16 protein-coding genes are annotated in these 20397 nt (G+C 54.3%); 6 read left to right on the top strand and 10 right to left on the bottom strand.

Annotation, left to right across the window (positions count from 1 at the left end):
- Positions 1 to 226: 226 nt before the first annotated feature.
- Positions 227 to 859, top strand: coding sequence for a response regulator (locus tag DTL42_RS01090; protein ID WP_114366842.1), 633 nt, complete (start codon positions 227 to 229; stop codon positions 857 to 859).
- Positions 860 to 985: 126 nt separating this feature from the next.
- Complete coding sequence (locus tag DTL42_RS01095; RefSeq protein ID WP_114366844.1) at positions 986 to 2338, top strand: mandelate racemase/muconate lactonizing enzyme family protein; 1353 nt, start codon at positions 986 to 988, stop codon at positions 2336 to 2338.
- Positions 2339 to 2357: 19 nt separating this feature from the next.
- Here the strand turns inward: DTL42_RS01095 and DTL42_RS01100 are convergent, their stop codons facing one another.
- From DTL42_RS01100 to DTL42_RS01110, 3 genes are all read right to left on the bottom strand, one after another.
- On the bottom strand, positions 2358 to 2783 hold the full coding sequence (locus DTL42_RS01100) for a hypothetical protein (RefSeq protein WP_114366845.1): 426 nt from the start codon (positions 2781 to 2783) through the stop codon (positions 2358 to 2360).
- Positions 2784 to 3064: 281 nt separating this feature from the next.
- Positions 3065 to 5140 carry an excinuclease ABC subunit UvrB gene (gene uvrB / locus DTL42_RS01105; protein WP_234824024.1) on the bottom strand — a complete coding sequence of 692 codons (2076 nt, stop codon included), beginning with the start codon at positions 5138 to 5140 and terminating at the stop codon, positions 3065 to 3067.
- A gap of 189 nt (positions 5141 to 5329) precedes the next feature.
- Entirely contained in the window at positions 5330 to 5656 is a 327-nt protein-coding gene (locus tag DTL42_RS01110; protein ID WP_114366848.1) for a tetratricopeptide repeat protein, read from the bottom strand.
- 166 nt (positions 5657 to 5822) lie between these two features.
- On the opposite strand from DTL42_RS01110, the gene DTL42_RS01115 reads away from it, so the two are divergent.
- Positions 5823 to 8030 (top strand): DUF11 domain-containing protein, encoded by a 2208-nt coding sequence (locus DTL42_RS01115; protein WP_114366849.1) that lies wholly within the window; start codon positions 5823 to 5825, stop codon positions 8028 to 8030.
- Positions 8031 to 8033: 3 nt separating this feature from the next.
- Here DTL42_RS01115 and DTL42_RS01120 read toward each other — a convergent pair whose 3' ends face one another.
- The 3 genes from DTL42_RS01120 to DTL42_RS01130 all read right to left on the bottom strand — a co-directional run bounded on the left by DTL42_RS01120 (position 8034) and on the right by DTL42_RS01130 (position 12031).
- Positions 8034 to 9002 (bottom strand): SMP-30/gluconolactonase/LRE family protein, encoded by a 969-nt coding sequence (locus DTL42_RS01120; protein ID WP_114366851.1) that lies wholly within the window; start codon positions 9000 to 9002, stop codon positions 8034 to 8036.
- Between the two features lie 77 nt (positions 9003 to 9079).
- Entirely contained in the window at positions 9080 to 10264 is a 1185-nt protein-coding gene (locus DTL42_RS01125; RefSeq protein WP_114366852.1) for a ribonuclease D, read from the bottom strand.
- Between the two features lie 147 nt (positions 10265 to 10411).
- Positions 10412 to 12031, bottom strand: coding sequence for a sodium:proton antiporter (locus DTL42_RS01130; protein ID WP_199590007.1), 1620 nt, complete (start codon positions 12029 to 12031; stop codon positions 10412 to 10414).
- Positions 12032 to 12384: 353 nt separating this feature from the next.
- Between DTL42_RS01130 and DTL42_RS01135 the strand changes: the two genes are divergently transcribed.
- The 3 genes from DTL42_RS01135 (at position 12385) to DTL42_RS01145 (ending at position 14041) form a co-directional block, all read left to right on the top strand.
- Positions 12385 to 13086, top strand: a complete 702-nt coding sequence (locus DTL42_RS01135) for a (5-formylfuran-3-yl)methyl phosphate synthase (protein ID WP_114366856.1) — start codon at positions 12385 to 12387, stop codon at positions 13084 to 13086.
- Between the two features lie 202 nt (positions 13087 to 13288).
- Positions 13289 to 13498 carry a hypothetical protein gene (locus DTL42_RS01140; RefSeq protein ID WP_114366858.1) on the top strand — a complete coding sequence of 70 codons (210 nt, stop codon included), beginning with the start codon at positions 13289 to 13291 and terminating at the stop codon, positions 13496 to 13498.
- 231 nt (positions 13499 to 13729) lie between these two features.
- Positions 13730 to 14041, top strand: coding sequence for a polyhydroxyalkanoic acid system family protein (locus DTL42_RS01145; protein WP_114366859.1), 312 nt, complete (start codon positions 13730 to 13732; stop codon positions 14039 to 14041).
- A 4-nt stretch (positions 14042 to 14045) separates the two neighbouring features.
- Here the strand turns inward: DTL42_RS01145 and DTL42_RS01150 are convergent, their stop codons facing one another.
- The 4 genes from DTL42_RS01150 to DTL42_RS01165 form a co-directional block, all read right to left on the bottom strand.
- Positions 14046 to 15590 (bottom strand): ABC1 kinase family protein, encoded by a 1545-nt coding sequence (locus DTL42_RS01150; protein ID WP_147274116.1) that lies wholly within the window; start codon positions 15588 to 15590, stop codon positions 14046 to 14048.
- Between the two features lie 134 nt (positions 15591 to 15724).
- Positions 15725 to 16330, bottom strand: coding sequence for a chemotaxis protein (locus tag DTL42_RS01155; protein ID WP_114366866.1), 606 nt, complete (start codon positions 16328 to 16330; stop codon positions 15725 to 15727).
- Positions 16331 to 16342: 12 nt separating this feature from the next.
- Complete coding sequence (locus DTL42_RS01160) at positions 16343 to 19429, bottom strand: chemotaxis protein CheA (RefSeq protein ID WP_114366867.1); 3087 nt, start codon at positions 19427 to 19429, stop codon at positions 16343 to 16345.
- Positions 19430 to 19483: 54 nt separating this feature from the next.
- A complete protein-coding gene (locus DTL42_RS01165; RefSeq protein ID WP_114366868.1) occupies positions 19484 to 20311 on the bottom strand; it encodes a CheR family methyltransferase in 828 nt (275 codons plus the stop codon).
- Positions 20312 to 20397 lie beyond the last annotated feature (86 nt).

Consider the following 20397-nt stretch of genomic DNA (forward strand, 5'->3'; position numbering starts at 1 on the left):
TAATGTGCAAGGTTTTTTTCGTCATTACCTGACAGGCACATGCCTACGATTGTGTGTGTAGACAATCAATAACAAATTGGACAAGTACCGTATCGCCTGCATCAGCTGGCCAGTTGATGCACCAAACATAGTTCCTTGATTAATCAAAAATCATGGAACTGTGAACTAGCGTAGAGCTTCCTTGAATATAAGATGCGGGCATTAACGAGATGATGTGGAGTAATTGATGGCTATTCGACTGTTAGTTGCGGATGACCATGAAGTTGTCCGATTCGGGCTGAGAACTCTTGTTGCCGATAGCGATATCGAAATTGTCGGCGAGGCGGCTACCGGAGATTCCGCGATATCGATGGTTGATGAAGTCAAACCTGATGTGGTTTTGCTAGATATTCGTATGCCCGAAGGAGATGGCCTAACAACCCTAGGACGCCTCAAGCTAGACCATCCCAATCTGGCAATTCTGGTCCTTTCGACCTACGACAACCCAACCTACGTGGCTCGTGCGGTCGCTTTAGGAGCCGCCGGTTACGTCCTGAAGGGGGATCCGAAAGATCGCTTGCTAGATGCCATTCGCACGGCTCACCGTGGCGAAAACGCCTGGACTCGCGATGAACTTCGCCGCGTGACCGGAGCATTGGCGACACCACGCCTCAACGCCGACGTCGAAGTTCCTTTGACTCAGCGCGAGAGCGAAGTCTTGCGTCAACTGGCACTCGGTTTGACCAATAAAGAGATCGCTCAAGCGTTGCACATCAGCTACGAAACGGTCAAAGAACACGTCCAGCACATCCTTCGCAAAGTGGGTGTCTCGGACCGTACCCAAGCAGCGGTTTGGGCCGTTCGCAAAGGCTTGGTCTAACCGCCAAGCAAGGGCAACGCAGCCTTGGCTTTCTAAAACTCGTTCAGGCGATGTGGGTAATTGCACGTCGCCTGATAACATTTACGATGGGTGGCTCCTTCCTTTCTTCTGCCAGAAAGAGCCACCATGACCAAGCCCACCGATATCGTCGTACGCGAAGTCTCTCCTTCGACGGAATGCATTCAGTACCGCTCCCCCATGAAATTTGGCGGACGGGTTGTCAACGAAGTCACGCTGTTTAACGTCGAAGTAACCGTTGAAACGCAAAATGGGAAGATCGGCCGTGGCTTTGGCTCGATGACCATGGGCAACGTCTGGGGCTGGCCTTCGCAAAAAGTCGACAGCACCGAGACCCTGGCCGCGATGGTTGACATCGCGAACCGTTTCTCGACGCAAGCTGCGACTCTTACCGAGGCAGCTCACCCGCTTCAGCACGCACGCTTGCTACACGAGCCGCTTCGACAGATTGGTAATCAAGTCGCAGCCGAACGCTCGCTTCCCGAGGCCGTGCCGCCGCTTGCCCTTCTGGTCGCGGCCAGCCCGATAGATGCCGCGATTCACGACGCCTACGGCAAAGCGTTGGGGCTGAACAGCTACAATACACTCGGCCCTGAATTCATTTCCGAAGACCTGAGCGGCTTCCTCAATGCCGATTTCGCCGGAGAACATCTCGACCTGTACACATCGCGAGAACCTCAAGCCAAGATGCCGCTTTATCACTTGGTAGGCGCACTCGACCCACTGGACGACGAGGAACTGCAATCGCCGGTTGGTGACGGACTGCCCGAGACACTGGCCGACTGGATTGTGGCCGATGGTCTCTCTCACCTGAAAATCAAACTCAACGGCGACGACTTGGCCTGGGATGTTGCTCGGGTCGCCAAGATCGACACCGTCGCCAGCCAGGTTCAAGCCCAACGAGGCGTGGAGGCCTGGTTTTATTCGCTCGATTTCAACGAGAAGTGCGCCAGTGTCGAGTACGTGCTCGAATTCCTCGCCAAGCTGAAAGAAGCAAGCCCCGCTGCCCTAGATCGGGTACAGTACATCGAGCAGCCCACGCATCGCGATCTGAAAAAGCACCCCGAAAATAAGATGCACGCGGCAGCGCAGATTAAACCGGTCGTTATCGACGAATCGCTGATCGACCTGGAAAGCCTTTTCCTGGCCCGCGAACAAGGCTACAGCGGTGTCGCGCTCAAGGCCTGCAAAGGACACTCGGAAGCGTTACTCATGGGAGCAGCGGCCCAGAAATATGGCTTGTTCCTGTGCGTGCAAGATTTGACCTGCCCTGGGGCATCATTCCTGCACTCGGCCAGCCTGGCCGCTAGAATTCCGACGATTGCCGCCATCGAAGGCAACGGCCGACAATATTGCCCGCTCGGCAACGAGGCTTGGCGCAAGCGTTTTCCGTCGATGTTCGAGATCACCGACGGAACGGTCGGGACCGGTACATTGACCGGCCCCGGACTTGGCTTTTAGCGACAGCGTCGTTGGCCAATTAAAACTGGCGAGGACCATCCGTTACCGGCGTCGCTGCTTGTCGATAGAACGTTCCAGTACGAACGTCGTACGGCAAGTTCGATTCGTGAGCCGAGTAGCGATACATCATCGGGACGGCGTTCACGCTAGGGCGAAGGTTGCTGACGCCGTACCACTGCTGCGAGAACAAGCGAGCCCGACGAGCAGACGCGGTCATTTCAGCTCGGCGACGACGTGCAAGCGAAGGATCGTCGTAGCGACGCATCTCTTGCAGGTAGAACCACATTTCTGGTGTCGCGTTACCCAGTGAAGGGATCTCATCCACCGAGACCGGCTTGTAGGCCTTGGACTCGCCATTGTCGACAACCTTCATTTCTTGGGCGTTGACCTGAGCGGTCATGGCAACGATGGCCAAAACAAAAGTGAAGGGGATCAGCTTAGTCATTCTGTATCTACTCCAGGATGATGGTTGTCGTCGCAATCTCTTGTACAGATTGGGTCACACTGGATCGGCAACCTGACATACTACGTCTTCTAGAGTCGGCCAGAATTGGTGCGAAAGATCGGCAAAATCAGAATTTCCCGGCACAGAATTACAAGCCTGCCCGCAAGCTTCAACCAGCTTTCCTACTTCGCCACACAAGACACGACAGCATTGCCAGCAACCGCCTATAAGCGGCAACTTTCGCCACGCCATCGCTAGCAAACCTCACGCGTCCAGCTGGCTTACGAAGCCCCTTTCTTGGGACGCGGAATCTTGCCGCCGCTCCGCGTACGACGTCCCTTCTTACGGCTTCCTCCACCATCCTTCGTATCGACGTCGCTTTTCTTCTTGCCGATTGAATCTTCCATTTTCGAGATTCGATCGCGAATCGCTGCGGCCCGCTCGAACTCGAGATTCTCGGCAGCATCCATCATTTCCTGCTGCAGTTCTGCGATGTATTCCTTGGTAATAATCTCGGAATCGTCCGTCCGGCCAACCGCTTCGTTCGCTTTGCGATGAGCGTCCGCTTCCGATTCGATGCCACGCCGAATGTTCTTCTTGATCGTCTCTGGCGTAATGTTGTGCTTTTCGTTGTAAGCCTGTTGAATCTCGCGCCGCCGGGCCGTTTCGTCGATGGCACTTTTCATGGCGGCCGTTATGCGGTCGGCGTACATGATGACCTTGGCATTGACGTTACGAGCCGAACGCCCGATCGTTTGGATCAACGACGTTTCGCTCCGCAAAAAGCCTTCCTTGTCAGCATCTAAAATGGCTACCAACGACACTTCCGGCAGGTCTAAACCTTCCCGCAGTAAGTTCACCCCGACCAAACAGTCGAACTTTCCTTCTCGCAGATCACGCAGCAGTTCTACCCGCTCGAACGCGTCGAGTTCGCTGTGGAGCCATTTACAGGCCACGCCTTGCTCGTTGAAGTAGTGCGAAAGATCTTCGGCCAAGCGTTTCGTCAGCGTCGTCACCAAAGTTCGATCCCCGGCAGCCACACGCGCCTTGATTTCTTCCAGCAAGTGAGGCACTTGGCCTCGTGCTGGGCACACTTCTACCACCGGATCGAGCAGACCGGTCGGACGAATGATCTGTTCAACCACCTCGCCCCCGGTTTTCTCCAACTCGTAATTGGAAGGCGTTGCCGAGACAAAGACGGTTTGGTTGAGGATATTTTCCCACTCCTCGAATTTCAACGGGCGGTTATCCAATGCACTAGGCAGACGGAAACCGTGCTCGACGAGGTTCATTTTGCGGCTGCGGTCGCCGTGGTACATCGCCGAAATCTGCGATACCGTTACGTGCGATTCATCAACAAAAAGGAGGAAATCTTTCGGAAAGAAGTCGTACAGCGTGCTCGGCGGCGCACCGCGTGGGCGTCCAGAAAGAGGCTGGCTGTAGTTCTCGATACCTGGGCAAAAGCCGACCTCTTGCATCATTTCCAAGTCGAAGCGGGTGCGGGCATTCAGCCGCTGAGCTTCCAGCAGCTTGCCGGCTTGTTTCAGCTCTTCCAGACGGCCATTCAACTCGGCCCGGATATTTTGGACCGCTTTTTCGATCCGTTCTTCCGGCATCACAAAGTGCTTGGCCGGGTAAATGAACAGCTGATCCTGCTGCGCGATGATCTCACCGGTGGTGGGATTGATAATCGCGAGTTGCTCGACCTCGTCTCCCCAAAGCTCGATGCGATAGGCAAACTCTTCATAAGAAGGCCAAATTTCGAGGCAATCGCCGCGCACCCGGAACTTCGAGCGTTCAAAGGAAATATCGTTACGTTCGTACAAGATATCGACCAGCTTCGACAAGATATCGTCTCGATCAACGATTTGCCCCTTGCTGATACTGACCATCATTTTCTTGTAGTCGTCGGGCGAACCCAAACCGTAGATACTAGAAACGCTAGCAACGATAATCACATCGCGGCGGCTGACCAAAGCGCTGGTCGAGGCCAGACGCAAACGGTCGATCTCGTCGTTTATCGAGGCATCTTTCTCGATATAGATATCGCGCTGCGGAATGTAGGCTTCCGGCTGGTAGTAGTCGTAGTAGCTGACGAAATAGTGGACGGCGTTATTGGGGAAGAACTCTTTGAATTCCGAATAGAGTTGCGCTGCGAGTGTTTTGTTATGCGAAATTACCAACGCAGGTCGTTGCATGTTCTGAATCACGTTAGCCATGGTGAACGTCTTCCCCGAACCGGTCACCCCTAGCAAGCATTGGTGTGATTTGCCCGCTTTGATTCCGTCGGTCAACGCTTCGATCGCGGCAGGCTGGTCACCGGCTGGCTTGAATGCGGACGCTAGCTGAAATTCCACTACGTCTCCCTTTTCTCTGTTCGTGGCAAATTCCTGCCTGAGCCCCAGCCCCAAGCAGAACCTTTCCATTCTAACGCTTCACACCGTAAGGCGAGGCCCTCAAAGTCATATATCTGAGAATGAGCCAGTTCGCCATCTTGTCCCCTTGCCCTGTCTACGCAGGCGAGGGGACCAATGGAATGCCGACGTCTATTCCCCTAAACTCCCCAAAGATGCCAGCAATTCGGCCATTTCTCCGGCGGCGTGGGCATCTCCTTGTTGGCGAGCGATTTCGACACCTTCTCGTAAAACCGAGCGAGACTCTTCGATTTCCCCCATCTCGGCCAGCATTTGTCCGCACATAAACCAGGCCGCCACATAGGGGGGCGTGCCTCGCATGAGCGACTCGAATTGCTCCCGCGCCTCGGCATGGCTTCCTTCCTTCCGCAGTTCCATGGCCAGGCCGTATCGCAGGAAGGTGTCGTTGGGGTCATTTTCCAGCAGACTAAGAATTTGCTCTTTGCGTGAATTAGCCACGAAGTCGTTACTCTTTCTAGGATTACGTCGAACCGGCACATCCGGAAAAGGATGCCTAAACCATCCATTCTCTAAAATCCGAACATTTCTTTAAACCACTAATCTTGAAATGGCCGATACAGAGAAAGGAATTCTCATATTGTTTTGATGGGCGACAGGAAATTCAATGATGCATCGTAGCGCACTTCTAGGCACCGCAGGAATGATTGTCCTAGCCGCCTTTGGCCACGTTGTCATTTCTGGGATCACGGCACACCAGACCGCCTCGGCGGAAACAAACCAAACAGCGGCTAGCGATCCCGTTTCGCCCGTGCCTAGTCGATTTGCGGCCCCTAGCGGCTCGATTCCGTTGCAACCGATGCCCGCACGGCTCAGTCGCGATGTCTCGACCAGTGGCACCCGCCTGACGGCTATTGAAGAGGAAGGGCAACCTTCCAGCCGGCGTCGTGCTGCTCGGCCGGAAGCCATGGCACCCCAGCAAGAGCCAACCCCAGCGGCACGTCCTCAAGCAGGCCTGCCATCGTCGCTGGACGAGGCATTAAACCGTTTGAAATCAGCTCCTGTCATCGCCGACAACGAAGAAGACAAAACGCTGGAACCGGCCCCGGCGGCACCTCCGCAGCAGGAAATCGAAGCCCCGGCCGCGCTGCCCAACAAATCGCCAGTGGCGAATTCGTATCGTTATCAGCCGCCAGGTTCGGCCCCAGCAGCAAACGGTGCGGCCTCGATCGGCTCGGCATCGCCAGAACCAGAAACGCAGCCACAACCGGCTATCACTCCCGAGCCTGCAGCAATCCCCCGTCAAACGCTGACCACGTCCGATCTGCCTGCGACAGCTCCGATTCAGAAGCCCGTCGAAACCCCAACAGGCAGCCTATTCACGCTGAGCAGCCCTTCTATCGAAATTGAAACGTCCGGCCCTAAGTCATTGGTGCTAGGTAAACCGTCGAACTTCCGCATTCACGCCCGGAACGCCGGTGGCACCGATGCTCGCCAAGTGATGGTCTCGATGTTGCTACCTCAAAGCGTTCAGTTGCAAGACATTCGCGGAACACTCGGTTCCCCTCGCCAAGTTACCACCCAAAGTGGCGCCGTAGCTGTGCAATGGGAAATTCCGGTCTTGCCGGGTCGTAGTGAAGGACACCTCGACTTGAACCTGATCGCGATGCAGACTCGTCCGTTCGAGTTGGCTATCGAAGTCAGTTCGGCTCCGCTTCAAGCAATGTCGCCGATCACGGTTCTGGAACCCAAACTGGCGATGGCAATTGACGGTCCGACCGATATTTTGTTCGGCGATTCGCAGATCTTCAAAGTGATTGCCAAGAACACCGGTACCGGCCCAGCTGAAAACGTCTCGATCACGATCATGCCGATCAAAAAGGGGCAGAACCCGACCGTGCTCGACTCGATCGGCACCATCGAAGCAGGCGACCAGAAAGTAATTGAACTGGAACTAACCGCGAAACAGGCTGGCACGCTGCAACTGCGAGCCGAAACTTCCGCCGCTAACGGCCTGATGGCCCAAGCCGCTCATGACGTGCTCGTTCGCCGAGCGGAACTTGCTGTTTCCGCTCAAGGCCCGGGCATCAAGTACGCGGCTACGACGGCAAACTACCAAGTGATGGTCGCTAACTCAGGCAACGCACCGGCTAGCGAGATTGTGGTCGAAGCCATTTTGCCGACCGGAGCCAAATTTCTGTCGGCATCGCATGGCGGTACTCACAATACGAACAACAACAGCGTGACCTGGAAACTGGCCAGCCTGGAAGCAGGCACCCAGCAACCGCTGGAAGTGGTCAGCATGCTGCAGGTCGAAGGTAACAACATTCTGCAAGTCACCGCCAACGCCAACCAAGGTTTGACGAGCCATCACGAGTTGATCACGCGTGTTGAATCGGTGGCCGACTTGAAGCTGGCGGTAAACGACCCGACGGGGCCGATTCCGGTTGGGCAGGAAGTGGAATACGAATTCCATTTGACCAACCGCGGCACCAAGGAAGCGCGTGAAGTGCAAGTGACCGTCAGCTTTGGCAGCGGCATCGAACCACTTTCGGTGGACGGTGGTCGCGGCAACATTCAAGGCGAAAAGGTTCAACTGACAACGATTCCATCGGTGAACGCCGGTCAAGAGATTGTGGTGAAAGTCAAAGCCCGTGGCCGCAGCGAAGGTAGCCACACCTTCCGCGCTGAGGTTCGTTGCGACGATCCCACCACACGCTTGGCAATCGAAGAATCGACTCACTTCTACGGTGCGACGATTCAAACGGCTTCACCTCAGATGCCTGCTCGCCAGCAGCCGCCAACCAGCTTGGCTCCGCCAGCAGCAGCCGGGCCGACCTCGCTCAGCCCGCCGCCGTTCAGCCGCTACCAGTAAGCGTTACGGCGCGTGCCGTCCAATGAAGGGGCGAAGATCCAATCGGAAAATCGCCTCTTTACCAGGAATCGACATGAGTAACGCATCTTGCCACAGCGTTACTCCGAAGACGCGCTCGCTACCAGAAGAGATTACTTCTAGTAATTTACCCGAATTGGTATCGATCACAGCGATCTTTCCTTGATCCCACAAGGTCACATACAACCAGCCACGGCGGTCGATGGTGAGATGCCCCAGCCGCCCAACCTCGCTGGTTTTCTCTTGGTCGAGCAGGGCATCCAAGAAGTAGGTTCTTAACTTTTCGACGCCACTTTCCTTCAACGCAAAAACGCTAATTCGCGCGCGGCCTGCTTCGGCGACGTAAAGCAACTTGCCGTTGGAACTGAGACAGATGCCGGTGGGTTGATCTAGCCCCTCGACCAAGAGGGTAGGGCGATTCGTAGCGACCTCGAAACGATAAACAGCACCACTGGCCGTATCCCCCGAAGAGCTATCCGGCTCGGAAAAATAAATATTCCCGCCAGGCCCAACATCAACCGCAAATAACGAATCGAATCGGCGTCCTTGAATCCGATCGACCACCACCGCTACCATTCCGGTTTGAGGGTTCCAGCGGAGGACTTTCCCTTGCCGCGAATCGATCGCCAGCACGCGACCATCATCATCCACCGCCAAGCCGACTAAAGGAATCTGCTCGGAGGCTCCCATCGCTGCCGGCACCTCGAAAAGAATTGCGGCGCCAGCTTCTGAACTGATCCTCCCCACCGTTCCCGCATGACGATAATTGGTCGCCAGCACGTTGCCTTGCCCGTCACAAACAATGGCCGAATGGTCGACCAAACCGGTGGCGAACAACTCTGGCACGCTCGACTTGGGCTCGGCAACTTCTTCAGCGACCAGTATGCCACCAGCCAGCCAAACTGTGGCTACCAGCAGCAGGGCAGGGGAGCGAAGTCGGAGGAGGAAGCTCATGATACGGCTACGATTTCAAGGACAAAAAGAGACGCTCCTTGTCTCGCGAACCCCACCATGGACTTTTTTGTAGTGATTTACTCCGCAGGGTCGGGCAGTCGCTGAAATGCCAGTGGCTCGTCAGCCCGAGGGTCGCCGATCCGGACAACGAGTGATCCATCTAATAGATCTTCAATCGTCTGACCGATCACCTCGGCGCGCCAACCTTTCGCCAGCGGGGGTACCTCTCCGGAACCGTCTAAATGATAGGCCACCAAATCGCGAACATCCTGAACCGTGCAGGCCAGGCTCGGCGCGATGCGGGCTTCGCGACAGATGCTGCCCAGGGCGGCAGTCAGGAACTGCCCTAGTACCGTGTACTGCGAGTTCGCATTGCCACGCTGATTAACCGGACACTGATCGTCCGGCAATTCGAGCGCGGTTCGCACGCAATCGGCTAGGTCTTGAATATATGGGTCGAGGTCGCGGCGGTTCATCCCCCGCAAGGCTTTGATCTGCGAGATGTTGCTTGACTTGCGTTTCGAAAGTTCCACCACCAAATCGTCTCGCAGCACGCGACGAGGAGGCACATTTTGCGAGCGGGCATGATGATCGCGCCAGGTCCAAAGCTCGCGTACGATGGCCAACGAACGCCGATTAAGGTTGCCAATGCCAGAGACGCTTCGCCAACCGGGGCGTGTCGAGTAATCCTCCCAGGCTTGCTGGAAACGGTTCATCTCGGCGACCATCCACTCGGTTCTGCCCAGTTTCTCGATCTCGGCGACCAACTGCTGATAGATACTATCGAGAAAGATAACATCGTTCAGGGCGTATTCGATTTGCTGCTTGGAAAGAGGACGTCCGCGCCAATTGGTTCGCGTTTCTCCCTTGGGCAGGCGTTCGCCCATGAGCCGGGTGATCAAGTTCCCCAGCGAAACAGGAAACTCCATCCCGATTAGCCCAGCGGCGACTTGCGTATCGAACAGGCGTGTGGGCCACTTGCCGGTAGCGCGGAAGCAGAAGAGAAACTCTTCACGTGCCGCATGGGCCACTACCGTTACGTGTTCGCTGGTAATCAAATCCCAGAAAGGTGTCAGATCGAGCATCCCTTTGGGATCGATGACACTTAAACCAGAACGGCTGGCGACTTGAATCAGGCAAAGATCGGGCAGGTACACATCCTCCGAAATAAATTCGGTATCGAAGTAAATGTACTCGTCAGAAGCCAGTTGTTGGCAAAGATCTTGTAGGTCACGATCGTGACGGACGTAGGTGTACTCCACCGTCGATGTCGCTTCTCTTCCGTGGGGAAAACTTAGACTACTCGGTCCGGTCCTCGCAGTTCACACCGCACAGTATCGGATAAACTTGGTGTCGCCGCAAAGGGTGAAGTCCCCAGAGCGGCGAAAAGTTCCCCCCTGCGGCACAACTTACCGCAGGAAAATTAAGGCGACAATTCCCAAAATTGGTAACAGGATCGGCACGCTGAAGAAGAGGATGTAGCCAAAAAAGCTTGGCATCTTCACGCCTCCCTCTTCCGCAATCGCCCGGACCATGAAGTTTGGTCCATTGCCGATATAGGTCATTGCCCCCATAAACACGGCCCCCAAACTGATGGCCATCAGATTGAAGTGAGGCGGTGCCGAGGCATCAGCCAACGAATGCCCGATCGCTGCCGCATCCATATGCGGGAAGGCGGTCTTAAAGAAAACCAGGTAGGTCGGGGCGTTATCGAGCACCGAGGACAAACCACCGGTGATCCAGTAAAACTTCATCGGCGAATCGATACCCAGACTCGGGCCTTGCTCGTTCAAAATTTCGAGCGCTGGCTGCATGCAGATAAAGATCCCCACAAACAGGGCCGCGACTTCCACAATGGCGTGGTAATTGAAGCGGTTGTCTTGGCGAACCTGGGTGCTTCCCAGCCAGACACTCAAACCGACCAAGGCCAGCTGAACCACTTCTCGCAGGTAAACATACGGGTACCAACCAATGCCAGGCAGCGGTTTCGTCGGATCGAGCAAAGCGACCGAGAAAATCACCCCCAACAGCAGCAACGCGTTGGGCATCAAGCCACGCACGGTCAGCGGAGTGGTTTGCGTTTCGTCGCGGGCGACGTCGACGGCTGATTCCTTCGGATAAAAATAGAACTTATCCATCAGGAAGTAGACACCCAGCAACAAGGCATTGGCCACGAGCCACGGCTCCCACAAGGCGATCATCGTCCACAGGAAGTCGACCCCTTGCAGGTAACCCAAAAACAGCGGCGGATCGCCAATCGGCAACAAGCAACCGCCACAGTTGCACACCACGAAAATGAAAAACACCACCGTGTGTTGCCGGAAGCGTCGTTCTTTGTTGGTTTCCAGCAGGGGACGAATCAAGAGCATTGCAGCTCCGGTCGTACCAATGAAGCTGGCCAATAAACCACCCACCAACATGAACGTGGTGTTGGTCATCGGATGGGCCCGCAAGTCGCCCGAGATTCGAATACCGCCGGAGATCACGTACAGCGAAAACAGCAGCACAATGAACGGGATGTACTCTTTCAGAATCGCATGATCGACCCGATGCCACGCCGCACCCAGCCCAGCATCGACGTAGATCGTCATGTAATAAAGTAGCGTCACCCCGGCTAAAACCACCGCCACGATAAAGCGGTTGGTATTGCTTTCCCACCAATGCTCGGTGACTTTTAGCAAGGGAAAGATGGCAATCGCCCCCAGCAGCAAGATAAACGGAGTCACTGCAAAAGGGTGAGGCAACGAGACCTTATGGTCGTCATGCCCAGCAGCGTGCTCGGCGGCATGCTGCTCGTCTGTGTGTTCTTCAGTGGCATGCTCGGCATCGGCATGCTCGGGGTTTGCTTCCTCAGCTTGCTCGGGTTCGGCATGCTTTTCTTCGGCATGAGGGGCACTTGCCACCTTTTTGGCTTCGGGTGATGTAGTCCACCCGGCCACCGAAGCGATCGCATAAACAACCAGAATAACGACAATGCTGATCAGTAGAGGTTTGTCGGAACCTGCACCGCTTCCGTGATGATCGTCCACCGTCTAATTTCCTCCGATAGTCGCATGATAATCTGTCGAGGTGACACCAGCATTGCCCATATCCGCCACCGTATTCCCCACATAAGGGATTGTGATTTCCATTTCACCAAACGGTGGGGATACGGAGCGATCCATTTCGCTCCTGTTCGGGAATGGTACTTGTGTCAAACGGTAGGTTATGCTGAAGGGATTAAAACTATCAGAGGCAAGTTTTCGTGCCAAGGTGGCACCGAACACGGGATCCCGTGTCGGTTTGGAGGGAATGTACGGGTCTCGCTCAAACTCGTTTTCCTTAATCTTCTGCGGTTCCCCTGGGCAGCCTATTTTTATTCCGTCCCGAGATTACCAAACGCATGCAATTGTTGGTCAGTGTTCGTGATGCGGTTGAAGCCGAAATCGTGTGTCGTTATCCGATTGATCGGCTCGACCTGAAAGAACCTCGTTGGGGATCACTAGGGGCGACTTCTCCTGATATTTGGCAAACGGTGGTTTCTCAGTGGCATGCGCAAATCGGCGTGAGTATCGCCCTAGGCGAGCTAAGCGACTCCCCTGATCCCACGGCAGTCCCCCACCAGACGGAGAGCATTAAAGTGGGGCTTGCGGGTTGCAGTGGTCTGCCTGATTGGCCTGAGCGTCTACGAATGCTTTACGCAACGGCCCCTAAAAGCGTATCACGCGTAGCGGTCTTCTATGCCGATCAGCAATTAGCAAGGTGTCCGTTATTTGAAGATTTGTTGGAAGTAGCTGCCGACTTGCAGTGTGCGACCATCTTGGTCGACACGTTTGGCAAGACGAGCGGTTCCGTGTTCGGACATCTCACTGAAACCCAACTCATCCAGATGCGACGTGCGGCCCATACGATCGATTGTCAATTCGCGCTCGCTGGTTCGCTTCAACAACATGATTTACCTATAATAAAGAACGTTCGGCCCGACATTGTGGCTGTTCGTGGTGCCGTTTGTCACCACGATCGATCAGGCCACATATGTGAACGGCGGCTTTCCACTTTTGTCACTGCATTCGAAGAGAGCAGGAGCATTGCCGCAGAGGGATAAACCGTGTTTGTCTCGTTCCGTTTTCGTTTTCCGAGTTGTCTCTGCCGTTAAGGCAGAAAGTCGAATTCTGCGAAAACTTGCTTGACTTTTGATTTTGCGGCTTCGATACTGGCGAGTCCTTTGTGACCACCTTGCGGGTGTCACCTGGGGTTGCCGATGACTGTTCTCGTGAACATTGCTTCGTTGTAAGGAGAAGTCTACCGTGCCAAGTTCCGTTCTCGACGCCATTCGCTTAGGTATTTGGGATTACGAACCAGAGAAAGTGGAATCAAATCGCTTTGACGCTACCTGTGCCTTGCCTGGCTCGTCGGAGAAACTGGATATTTTGGCCAAGCGACTCGCAACCGGCCTTCCTCTCTGGCATCCCGAAGATCGTCGCTCTTACGACGATACGCTTCGCGCGGAAGAGTAGCCCCCGGCCTTCCGCACTCGGTGGCGATAGCCAAGCGTCTGGCGGGTTGAATTCTTGGGCCAATCAGCGAAGATTGCGTTGGTACAATCGAATTCACTAAACGAACGCTTGCGTTACAAGTTGACCCCCATCGTCTGGCCACATTCCCAAGGTTTCGTGGCAGCGGTATTCGTTTTCAGGGTTTGGCTTGCCGCGCGGATCACTATTTTTCCCATCAGTAAGAGATACACCATGCCTGGTTTCAAGGTGGAAGTTCCTCATTCGCTCGGCCAAGAAGATGCAGCTAACCGAGTAAAAAGCTTGCTCGATCATCTGCGTGGACGGTTCGAAGGCACCATCAAGGATATGGAACAAACCTGGACCGACGATGACGTGATGCAATTCTCGTTCAAGACGGCCGGCTTGGTCATCAAAGGCATCATGGACGTGCAGCCCAGCTCTGTGATCGTGAAAGGGGACTTGCCCTTCGCTGCGATGCTGTTCAGAGGCAAGATTGAGAGTTCGATTCGCGAAGAACTCGAGAAGTGCCTCGCTTCTAAGTAGGCGACTATTCCAGCCACACTTTGACATCGCGTTGGGGGTCGGTTAACTCGAAGACCGGCCCCGGGACGTAGCCGCGATGTCGTACGTCGCGCACAATCGCCTTGAGATCGAGTCGCTCTTCGGCGATTTTCTGGCATGTCTGCGGATCGAGAAAGTCTTCTAATCGATCGATCGCCGAAGCGGGTAAAGTCACACAAGCCGTAACCATTCCGCCGCGTTTTACCTGGACTTTTAACTTCTGAGCGAGCGTTGAGAAATCGTCGCTGACGATTTTTGGCAACGACAACTTTCCGTAAGCGGCTCGCTCGCGCTGCAAATGCGGTTCGACCAATTTCCCCCACATCACTTGGGCGTCGAGACCGGTCAAATAGGTAATCACCGCTTGGAAAGCACGCAGCAAAAATAGCAGCCGGGGTGGTCCAGCGATGCGAAAGTTCATTCGCTCGTCCCCTAACAGCTCGTTCAATCGCGGGCTAAGCTTCCACTGCCGCACATCGTACGGATAGTCGCTACAAAATGGTTCCAGCAGAATCCGACAAAGCGCCGGCAATCGCCCTGACAACGGCTGTAACAAATCGACATCGAAGCCAAGTTCGGCCAACAAGGGAAGGGGGGCTTCGCTTTGGCGACGAGTTGCATCAATCAACCGCAATAAAGTCCAACGTTGGGTATCTGTTAATCGATAGACCGAACCAAAATCGTAAAGCACAATTTTGGGACCACCGCAGCCGCGAATGAAGCGAATGTTGCCCGGATGCAAATCGGCATGAACTTGGCCATAGGTGAAGAGAGATTCCAGAAACCAACGCAACAATTTCTGGCCCAACTCGGTTTTCTCTTGTTGGGTCCACTCGGCTTGCACCTTCTCCCAAGTGTCGCCGTCGATCCACTCGGAAACCAAGATGTTCTCGGTAGAGAGCGTTTCGTCGACGCGGGGTACGATCACCTCGCTGCTACTACCTGGGCCGGCAGCGAACTCGCGTTGATTGGCAGCTTCGCGACGGTAATCGAGTTCCTCTTCAAGCCCCGCCAGAATGGTGGTCTGGTAGCCTGCGAGATCGAAGCCTCGTTGCAAATTACCAAACGGTTTGGCGAGCCAGGTGAGTCCCTTCAAGTCGGCCAGCACTGCATTGCGAATGCCAGGGTACTGGATTTTGATAGCGACCTTCGTTCCCTTGGTAAGGGTCGCGGCATGAACTTGGCCAAGCGAGGCCGCTTTGCCTTGGGTTTCGATTTTCTCGAACAAGGTTTCAGGATCGACCTCCCAAGCTTGCTCTAAAATGGGCCGCATGGTTGCCCAAGGAAGTGGTTCGGCAGATTCAAACAGCCCGCCAAAGGCGTCTTGGCGTTGCTCGTCGGACGAGAACGCCAACATTTGACCAACCTTCTGAGGAAGGCCGCGTAGTTTTCCTAGTCGCTGAGCCACCAAACGCTGCGCAGCCTCGCGCGACTTGTCGTCGCGGGCCCAGCGCAACTGTAGCGAGTCTTTCGCCAAATTCGCGTAAGCGATCGTTCGTTGAATCGTTTTGAGCGTCATTCGGTCAGTCACCCGGTTCGATCAAAGCTCCTGCCAACGGTGGGTAGGAATTTGCCGCTCGCTTTTGCCCTACGACTTGCTATCGACGGAAAATCGCCGGTCACTTCTACCAGGAAACGGTTTTACCGATTATTGCGACAAGTAAGCTACAGCGAAGCCCGTAGTACGTTTTGCATATGCGAGTGAGGCACGAACAGGATGTTCCAGTTCAGCTTTTCGCGACCTTGCAGGAACGTGGTTTGGCAAATCAGTACGTCCGAGCTATCCTGCAACTGTTCCATCAACGCCTGCTGCAGCACGCAGATACCATAGTCTTGCAGGAAGGTAGGTGGCGAAGGGACGAATTCTCCGCCAACCAAACGTGCAATACGGTTGAAGTAAGCACAGCCGAGAATGTTGCCGGTTTCTTTCAAGGCCGACTCTTCCAACTCGGACCAGGCGATATCGTTGGAAACTTCCTGCTTCAACAACGAGGCGGCCAGGCGTCGCCCGTTTTCTTCGTCGAAGGTTAGGATGAACGTTCCTCCTACGTCACCACCGATCGTCAGCACGACCATGGACAGTAGTTCCATCCCCAGGTCGAACTCTTGCGTGACTTGTTCTAAGGGAAGCTCTCGGACGCAGTCCAACGACAACGTAATCGAGCCGCCAGTCCAAGTCCCCATTGCGGTCGAAGCCTCTTCGGTAGCTTCGCTTAAAATGCCGTGCAAGACCTGTAATCGGTCGACGGAGTTCTTAGTCGCGGTTTCCATTTATTTACCTCTTTAGGCTAATATTTCCGCTTGTCGCTTAACTGCTAACTCGATCACCGCTGCCGGGTCGAGAATAAGGGCAACGCGGCCATTGCCCAGCACACATGCCCCCGAGATCCCTTCCACGTTTTGATAGTTCTCGGCCAGAGATTTCACCACGACGTCTTCCTCGCCCAGAATTCCATCCACAACCATTCCCAACTCGCTGCTATCGTTGCGAATGATCACCATGGTCACGTCTGCCTTATGGTCGACATGAGGCGACGGACTGTTCCAACGAAACGTCTCGTGAAGCTCGACGACGGAAACCGGACGTCCCCGCACGACGGTTGTCTTCTTGCCGTGGATCGTACGAACTTCCTCTTGATGCAGGCAAACGATTTCGACGATCGACTCGACCGGGATCGAGAACAAGTCTCCATCGATCTTGGCCATCAAGCTTGGAAGAATTGCCATAGTAAGTGGCAGCCGAATCGTGAACACGGTTCCTTGGCCCGGCTTGCTATCGACTTCGACCACGCCGTTGATCGATTCGATCTTAGCCCGGACGATGTCCATCCCCATGCCGCGGCCAGATATTTCGGTTATCGTTTCAGCCGTGCTAAAACCAGGCTCCCAGATCAATTGATAGACCTGCTGATCGGTCATCCGCTCGGCATCGAGTTGGTTAATCAGCCCACGTTCGACCGCTTTGCTCAAGATCTTATCGCGACTCAGCCCACGTCCATTGTCGGTGATTTGAATAACGATGCTATTCCCGCGATGAAACGCATTGAGTGTGATCTCGCCCGCACGTGGCTTGCCAGCTGCCAAACGATCTTGCGGCGATTCGATGCCATGGTCGGCCGAATTACGTACCATGTGAATCAGCGGATCTCCCAACTCATCGATCATGCGTTTATCGAGTTCTGTCTTTTCTCCCAGAATCTCTAACGAAATCTCTTTGCCGTTGGTTCGTGAAATATCGCGTACCACGCGGCGGAATCGCCCAAACAGTGGCCCAATCGGAACCATCCGCGTGTCCATGATCGTTTTCTGAATTCCATCGGTCACGCGATCCAACTGATGGACGGCATCGAAGAAGCCAGTTAGCCCGGTTCGCACCATATTGACTCGTTGCATCTCAGAGCTAATCGCGTTCAAGTTTTGCTGAATCTTGCGAATTTGCCCATGGATGTCGGGCAAACCTTGCCCACGGTCTAGCGGCGAAGTATTGTCGGACGTCTCTAACAACTTCGAGCACATCGAATTGGTTGATTCCAACCATTGCTGGCATTGCTTGTGCGGCATTGCTGCCCGGAGGTTTTCGCCCAATTGATTGAAGCGAGCTTTGCTAATCACCAACTGTCCAGCTAGGTTCATCAATTGATCGAGACGGTCGATATCGACGCGTAATGTCTCGACCGGCTTTGCGTTGTTATCGCTGGTCTTGGCCGCTTCTTTTTTCAGAGGGGTTGCCTGGGCAGCGACCTCATTACGCGGGGTAACCGGAACAGCACTAACTCGTGGAGCAGCGGCGACCGGCTCTTTCTCAACAACCGGAGCCGGAGTAGCCACAGAAACCGTTTCGGCGAGTATTTCTTCCGCTTCCAGAGGTTCAAGCGCGATTTCGATCTCAACTTGATCTTCCTCAATCTCTTCGACTTCGATCACCTGCGTCGTCGCGACTTCTTGCGGTGGAGCAGGGGTGTCTACTTGGGAGATTTCTTCCAAGGCGTAGTGATTAACCCCGGAAACGTTGATGGCCTGGAAAATATCTTTATCTGGCTTCGTGGTCAGCAGGCCAACTTCTATCAACGAGAGGTTCTCGCAATCATCGAACGCCTCGCACGCGGGCATCGTCAATAAGATGCGGCCAAGCCGCTTGAGCTTCTCAATCAGTAGCTGAGCTTTGACGCCAATCAACGGCGTGTTCTGATTCAGCTCGACCTGAACGACACACAAGCGTTCGTTTTCTTTTATCTCGTGAGTAACAGCCTGGGCGAGCAAGGCGTTGCGATCGAGCGCGACGCTCTTTTCTTCCGGCAGGACTTCGTCGGGTTTTTCCTCGGTTGAGACCGCTTGCGAGACCTCGACTGCTAAAGCGTGAATCGCTTCAGCGGCTTGAAGTTCGCTGGCCAAAACGGCGAATTCAACATCTGCTTGCGTTCCTTCACGTAAATTTTTGGTGTAGGCGCGAAGTCCATCCGCACATGCTAACATCGCATCGGCGAGAAAAGCACTCAGCGATTGCTCGCTATCTCGATAACGTTGCAGTACATCTTCCATCAGGTGCGCGAGCTTCGCGGGCCGATTCAAACCGATCGATGCCGCCGACCCTTTAATTCGGTGAGCGGTACACATGATCGTGCGTACCGATTCGATATCAGCTTCCGAGCCCGATTCGAGTAGCAAGTCAACCATCTCATCGAGCGACATTTCCGTTTCGTCAAGGAAGATCGAGAGATACTTCGCAGGTACCTCTGTTTCATCGACCACACCGTGGAACATCGCCTCACATTCTGCGAGCAGCTGCGCCGCTTTCTCTTCCACCGTAACCTGCCCGGGAAGCGGAGAAGTTTCGCGGGGAACAGACTTGCTTGTATCTTCAGTCCTGGAGGAGGCCAGTTCTTCCAACGTTTCTTCGATGCTGCTTTGTTCGCCTTGCATTTTTACCGACCCTTGAGCTTCTAAGATGGCGGATATGGCTTGCAACTGGCTTGTGCAGTCCAAGTTATCGTTTTGGGATACTCTTAAGTGATCGATGAGTTCGCTCAATCGATCGACCGACGCGTAAACGACTTGAATCACGTTGCTGTTCAAGGCAACTTCATCCCGTCGCGCGGCGTCAAAAACATTCTCGATATTGTGCGTCAGGCCGTTGATTCGAGGCAGGCCTAGCATCGCGGATAAACCTTTGATGCTATGCGCGGAACGAAACATATCGTTTAATAAATCGATATCAACCTGAGCATGCTCTTCCTGCGAATCTGTACAAACCGACTTTTCCAACTCCATCAAGCGGTCGTTCAACCGTTCGATTAGTTGCGTCGATTCGTCCAAAAAATCTGCAAGCAGATCTTCGTTGCAATCATCATTTGCTGTCGCCTTGTCAACCATTACCCCGCCCCTGGTAAGTGATCACCGACCCTAACAACGTGTCGCCGGGCTTTTCTACTTCTTCTGGTACAACCAAGGATGTATTCGCTGAAAGGCCCCCATGAGATCACCAATGCCTTCTGCGGCCCCTGCCACCAAAAAGCCGCCTGGTTTCATCGTTTGTTCAATGTTCTTCATGACTCGTTTCTTCGAGTCCACGTTGAAATAGATCAACACGTTCTTCAGGAACACAAGATCGAAAGGAGCTCCGCTCAAGCGATCCAAAAGGTTGTGCTGCCGAAAGCTCGTCATCGCACGAAGCTTGGCGTTGGGTTCCCACACGTTGACATCGCCCACCCGTTTAAAGTGACGATTCTTCAGCGACTCTGGCACCAAACGCATCGACCGTTCTCCGAAGCGTGCTTCCTGAGCTTCGCGAACCGCACCGATCCCGATATCGGACCCCAATATCTGAATCCGCCAGGCAGAAAGATTACGGATGTCTTCGGCTAAACAACAAGCGATCGTGTACGCTTCATCCCCAGTGCTGCAGGCCGCCGACCAAACCCGTAACGAGTTCTTTCCTGATTTCTGTATTTCTGGAATAAACTCGCCGCGCAGCCATTTCCAGTTCGACTCGTCCCGAAACAGATAGGTTTCGTGGGTTGTCACTTCTTGCAGAAACCCATCCCACTCTTCATGAGAAGTGGGAAGCTTACTGAGGAACTTGAAATACTCCTCGAAGTCAGCGATGCCGGTTTGCTTTAGGCGACGTCGAATTCGATTCGAGAGCAATTGTTTTTTCGCGGGCGAAATCTCAATGCCAGCGACTTCGTAAATCATTTTTGCATAACGTCTCATCTGGTCATCAGTGACTTGCGACGTAGCGGATAGGTGAGACATCTGGAATTCCCTTTTATCGATAAACTGTTTTCTGCGAGTCTTATGCTCTGAGTGTTTCACACGTTTCGGCGCGAGGTGCCTGGTAT

Origin of the sequence: Bremerella cremea, assembly GCF_003335505.1 — a bacterium.
GTDB classification, from domain to species: domain Bacteria; phylum Planctomycetota; class Planctomycetia; order Pirellulales; family Pirellulaceae; genus Bremerella; species Bremerella cremea_A.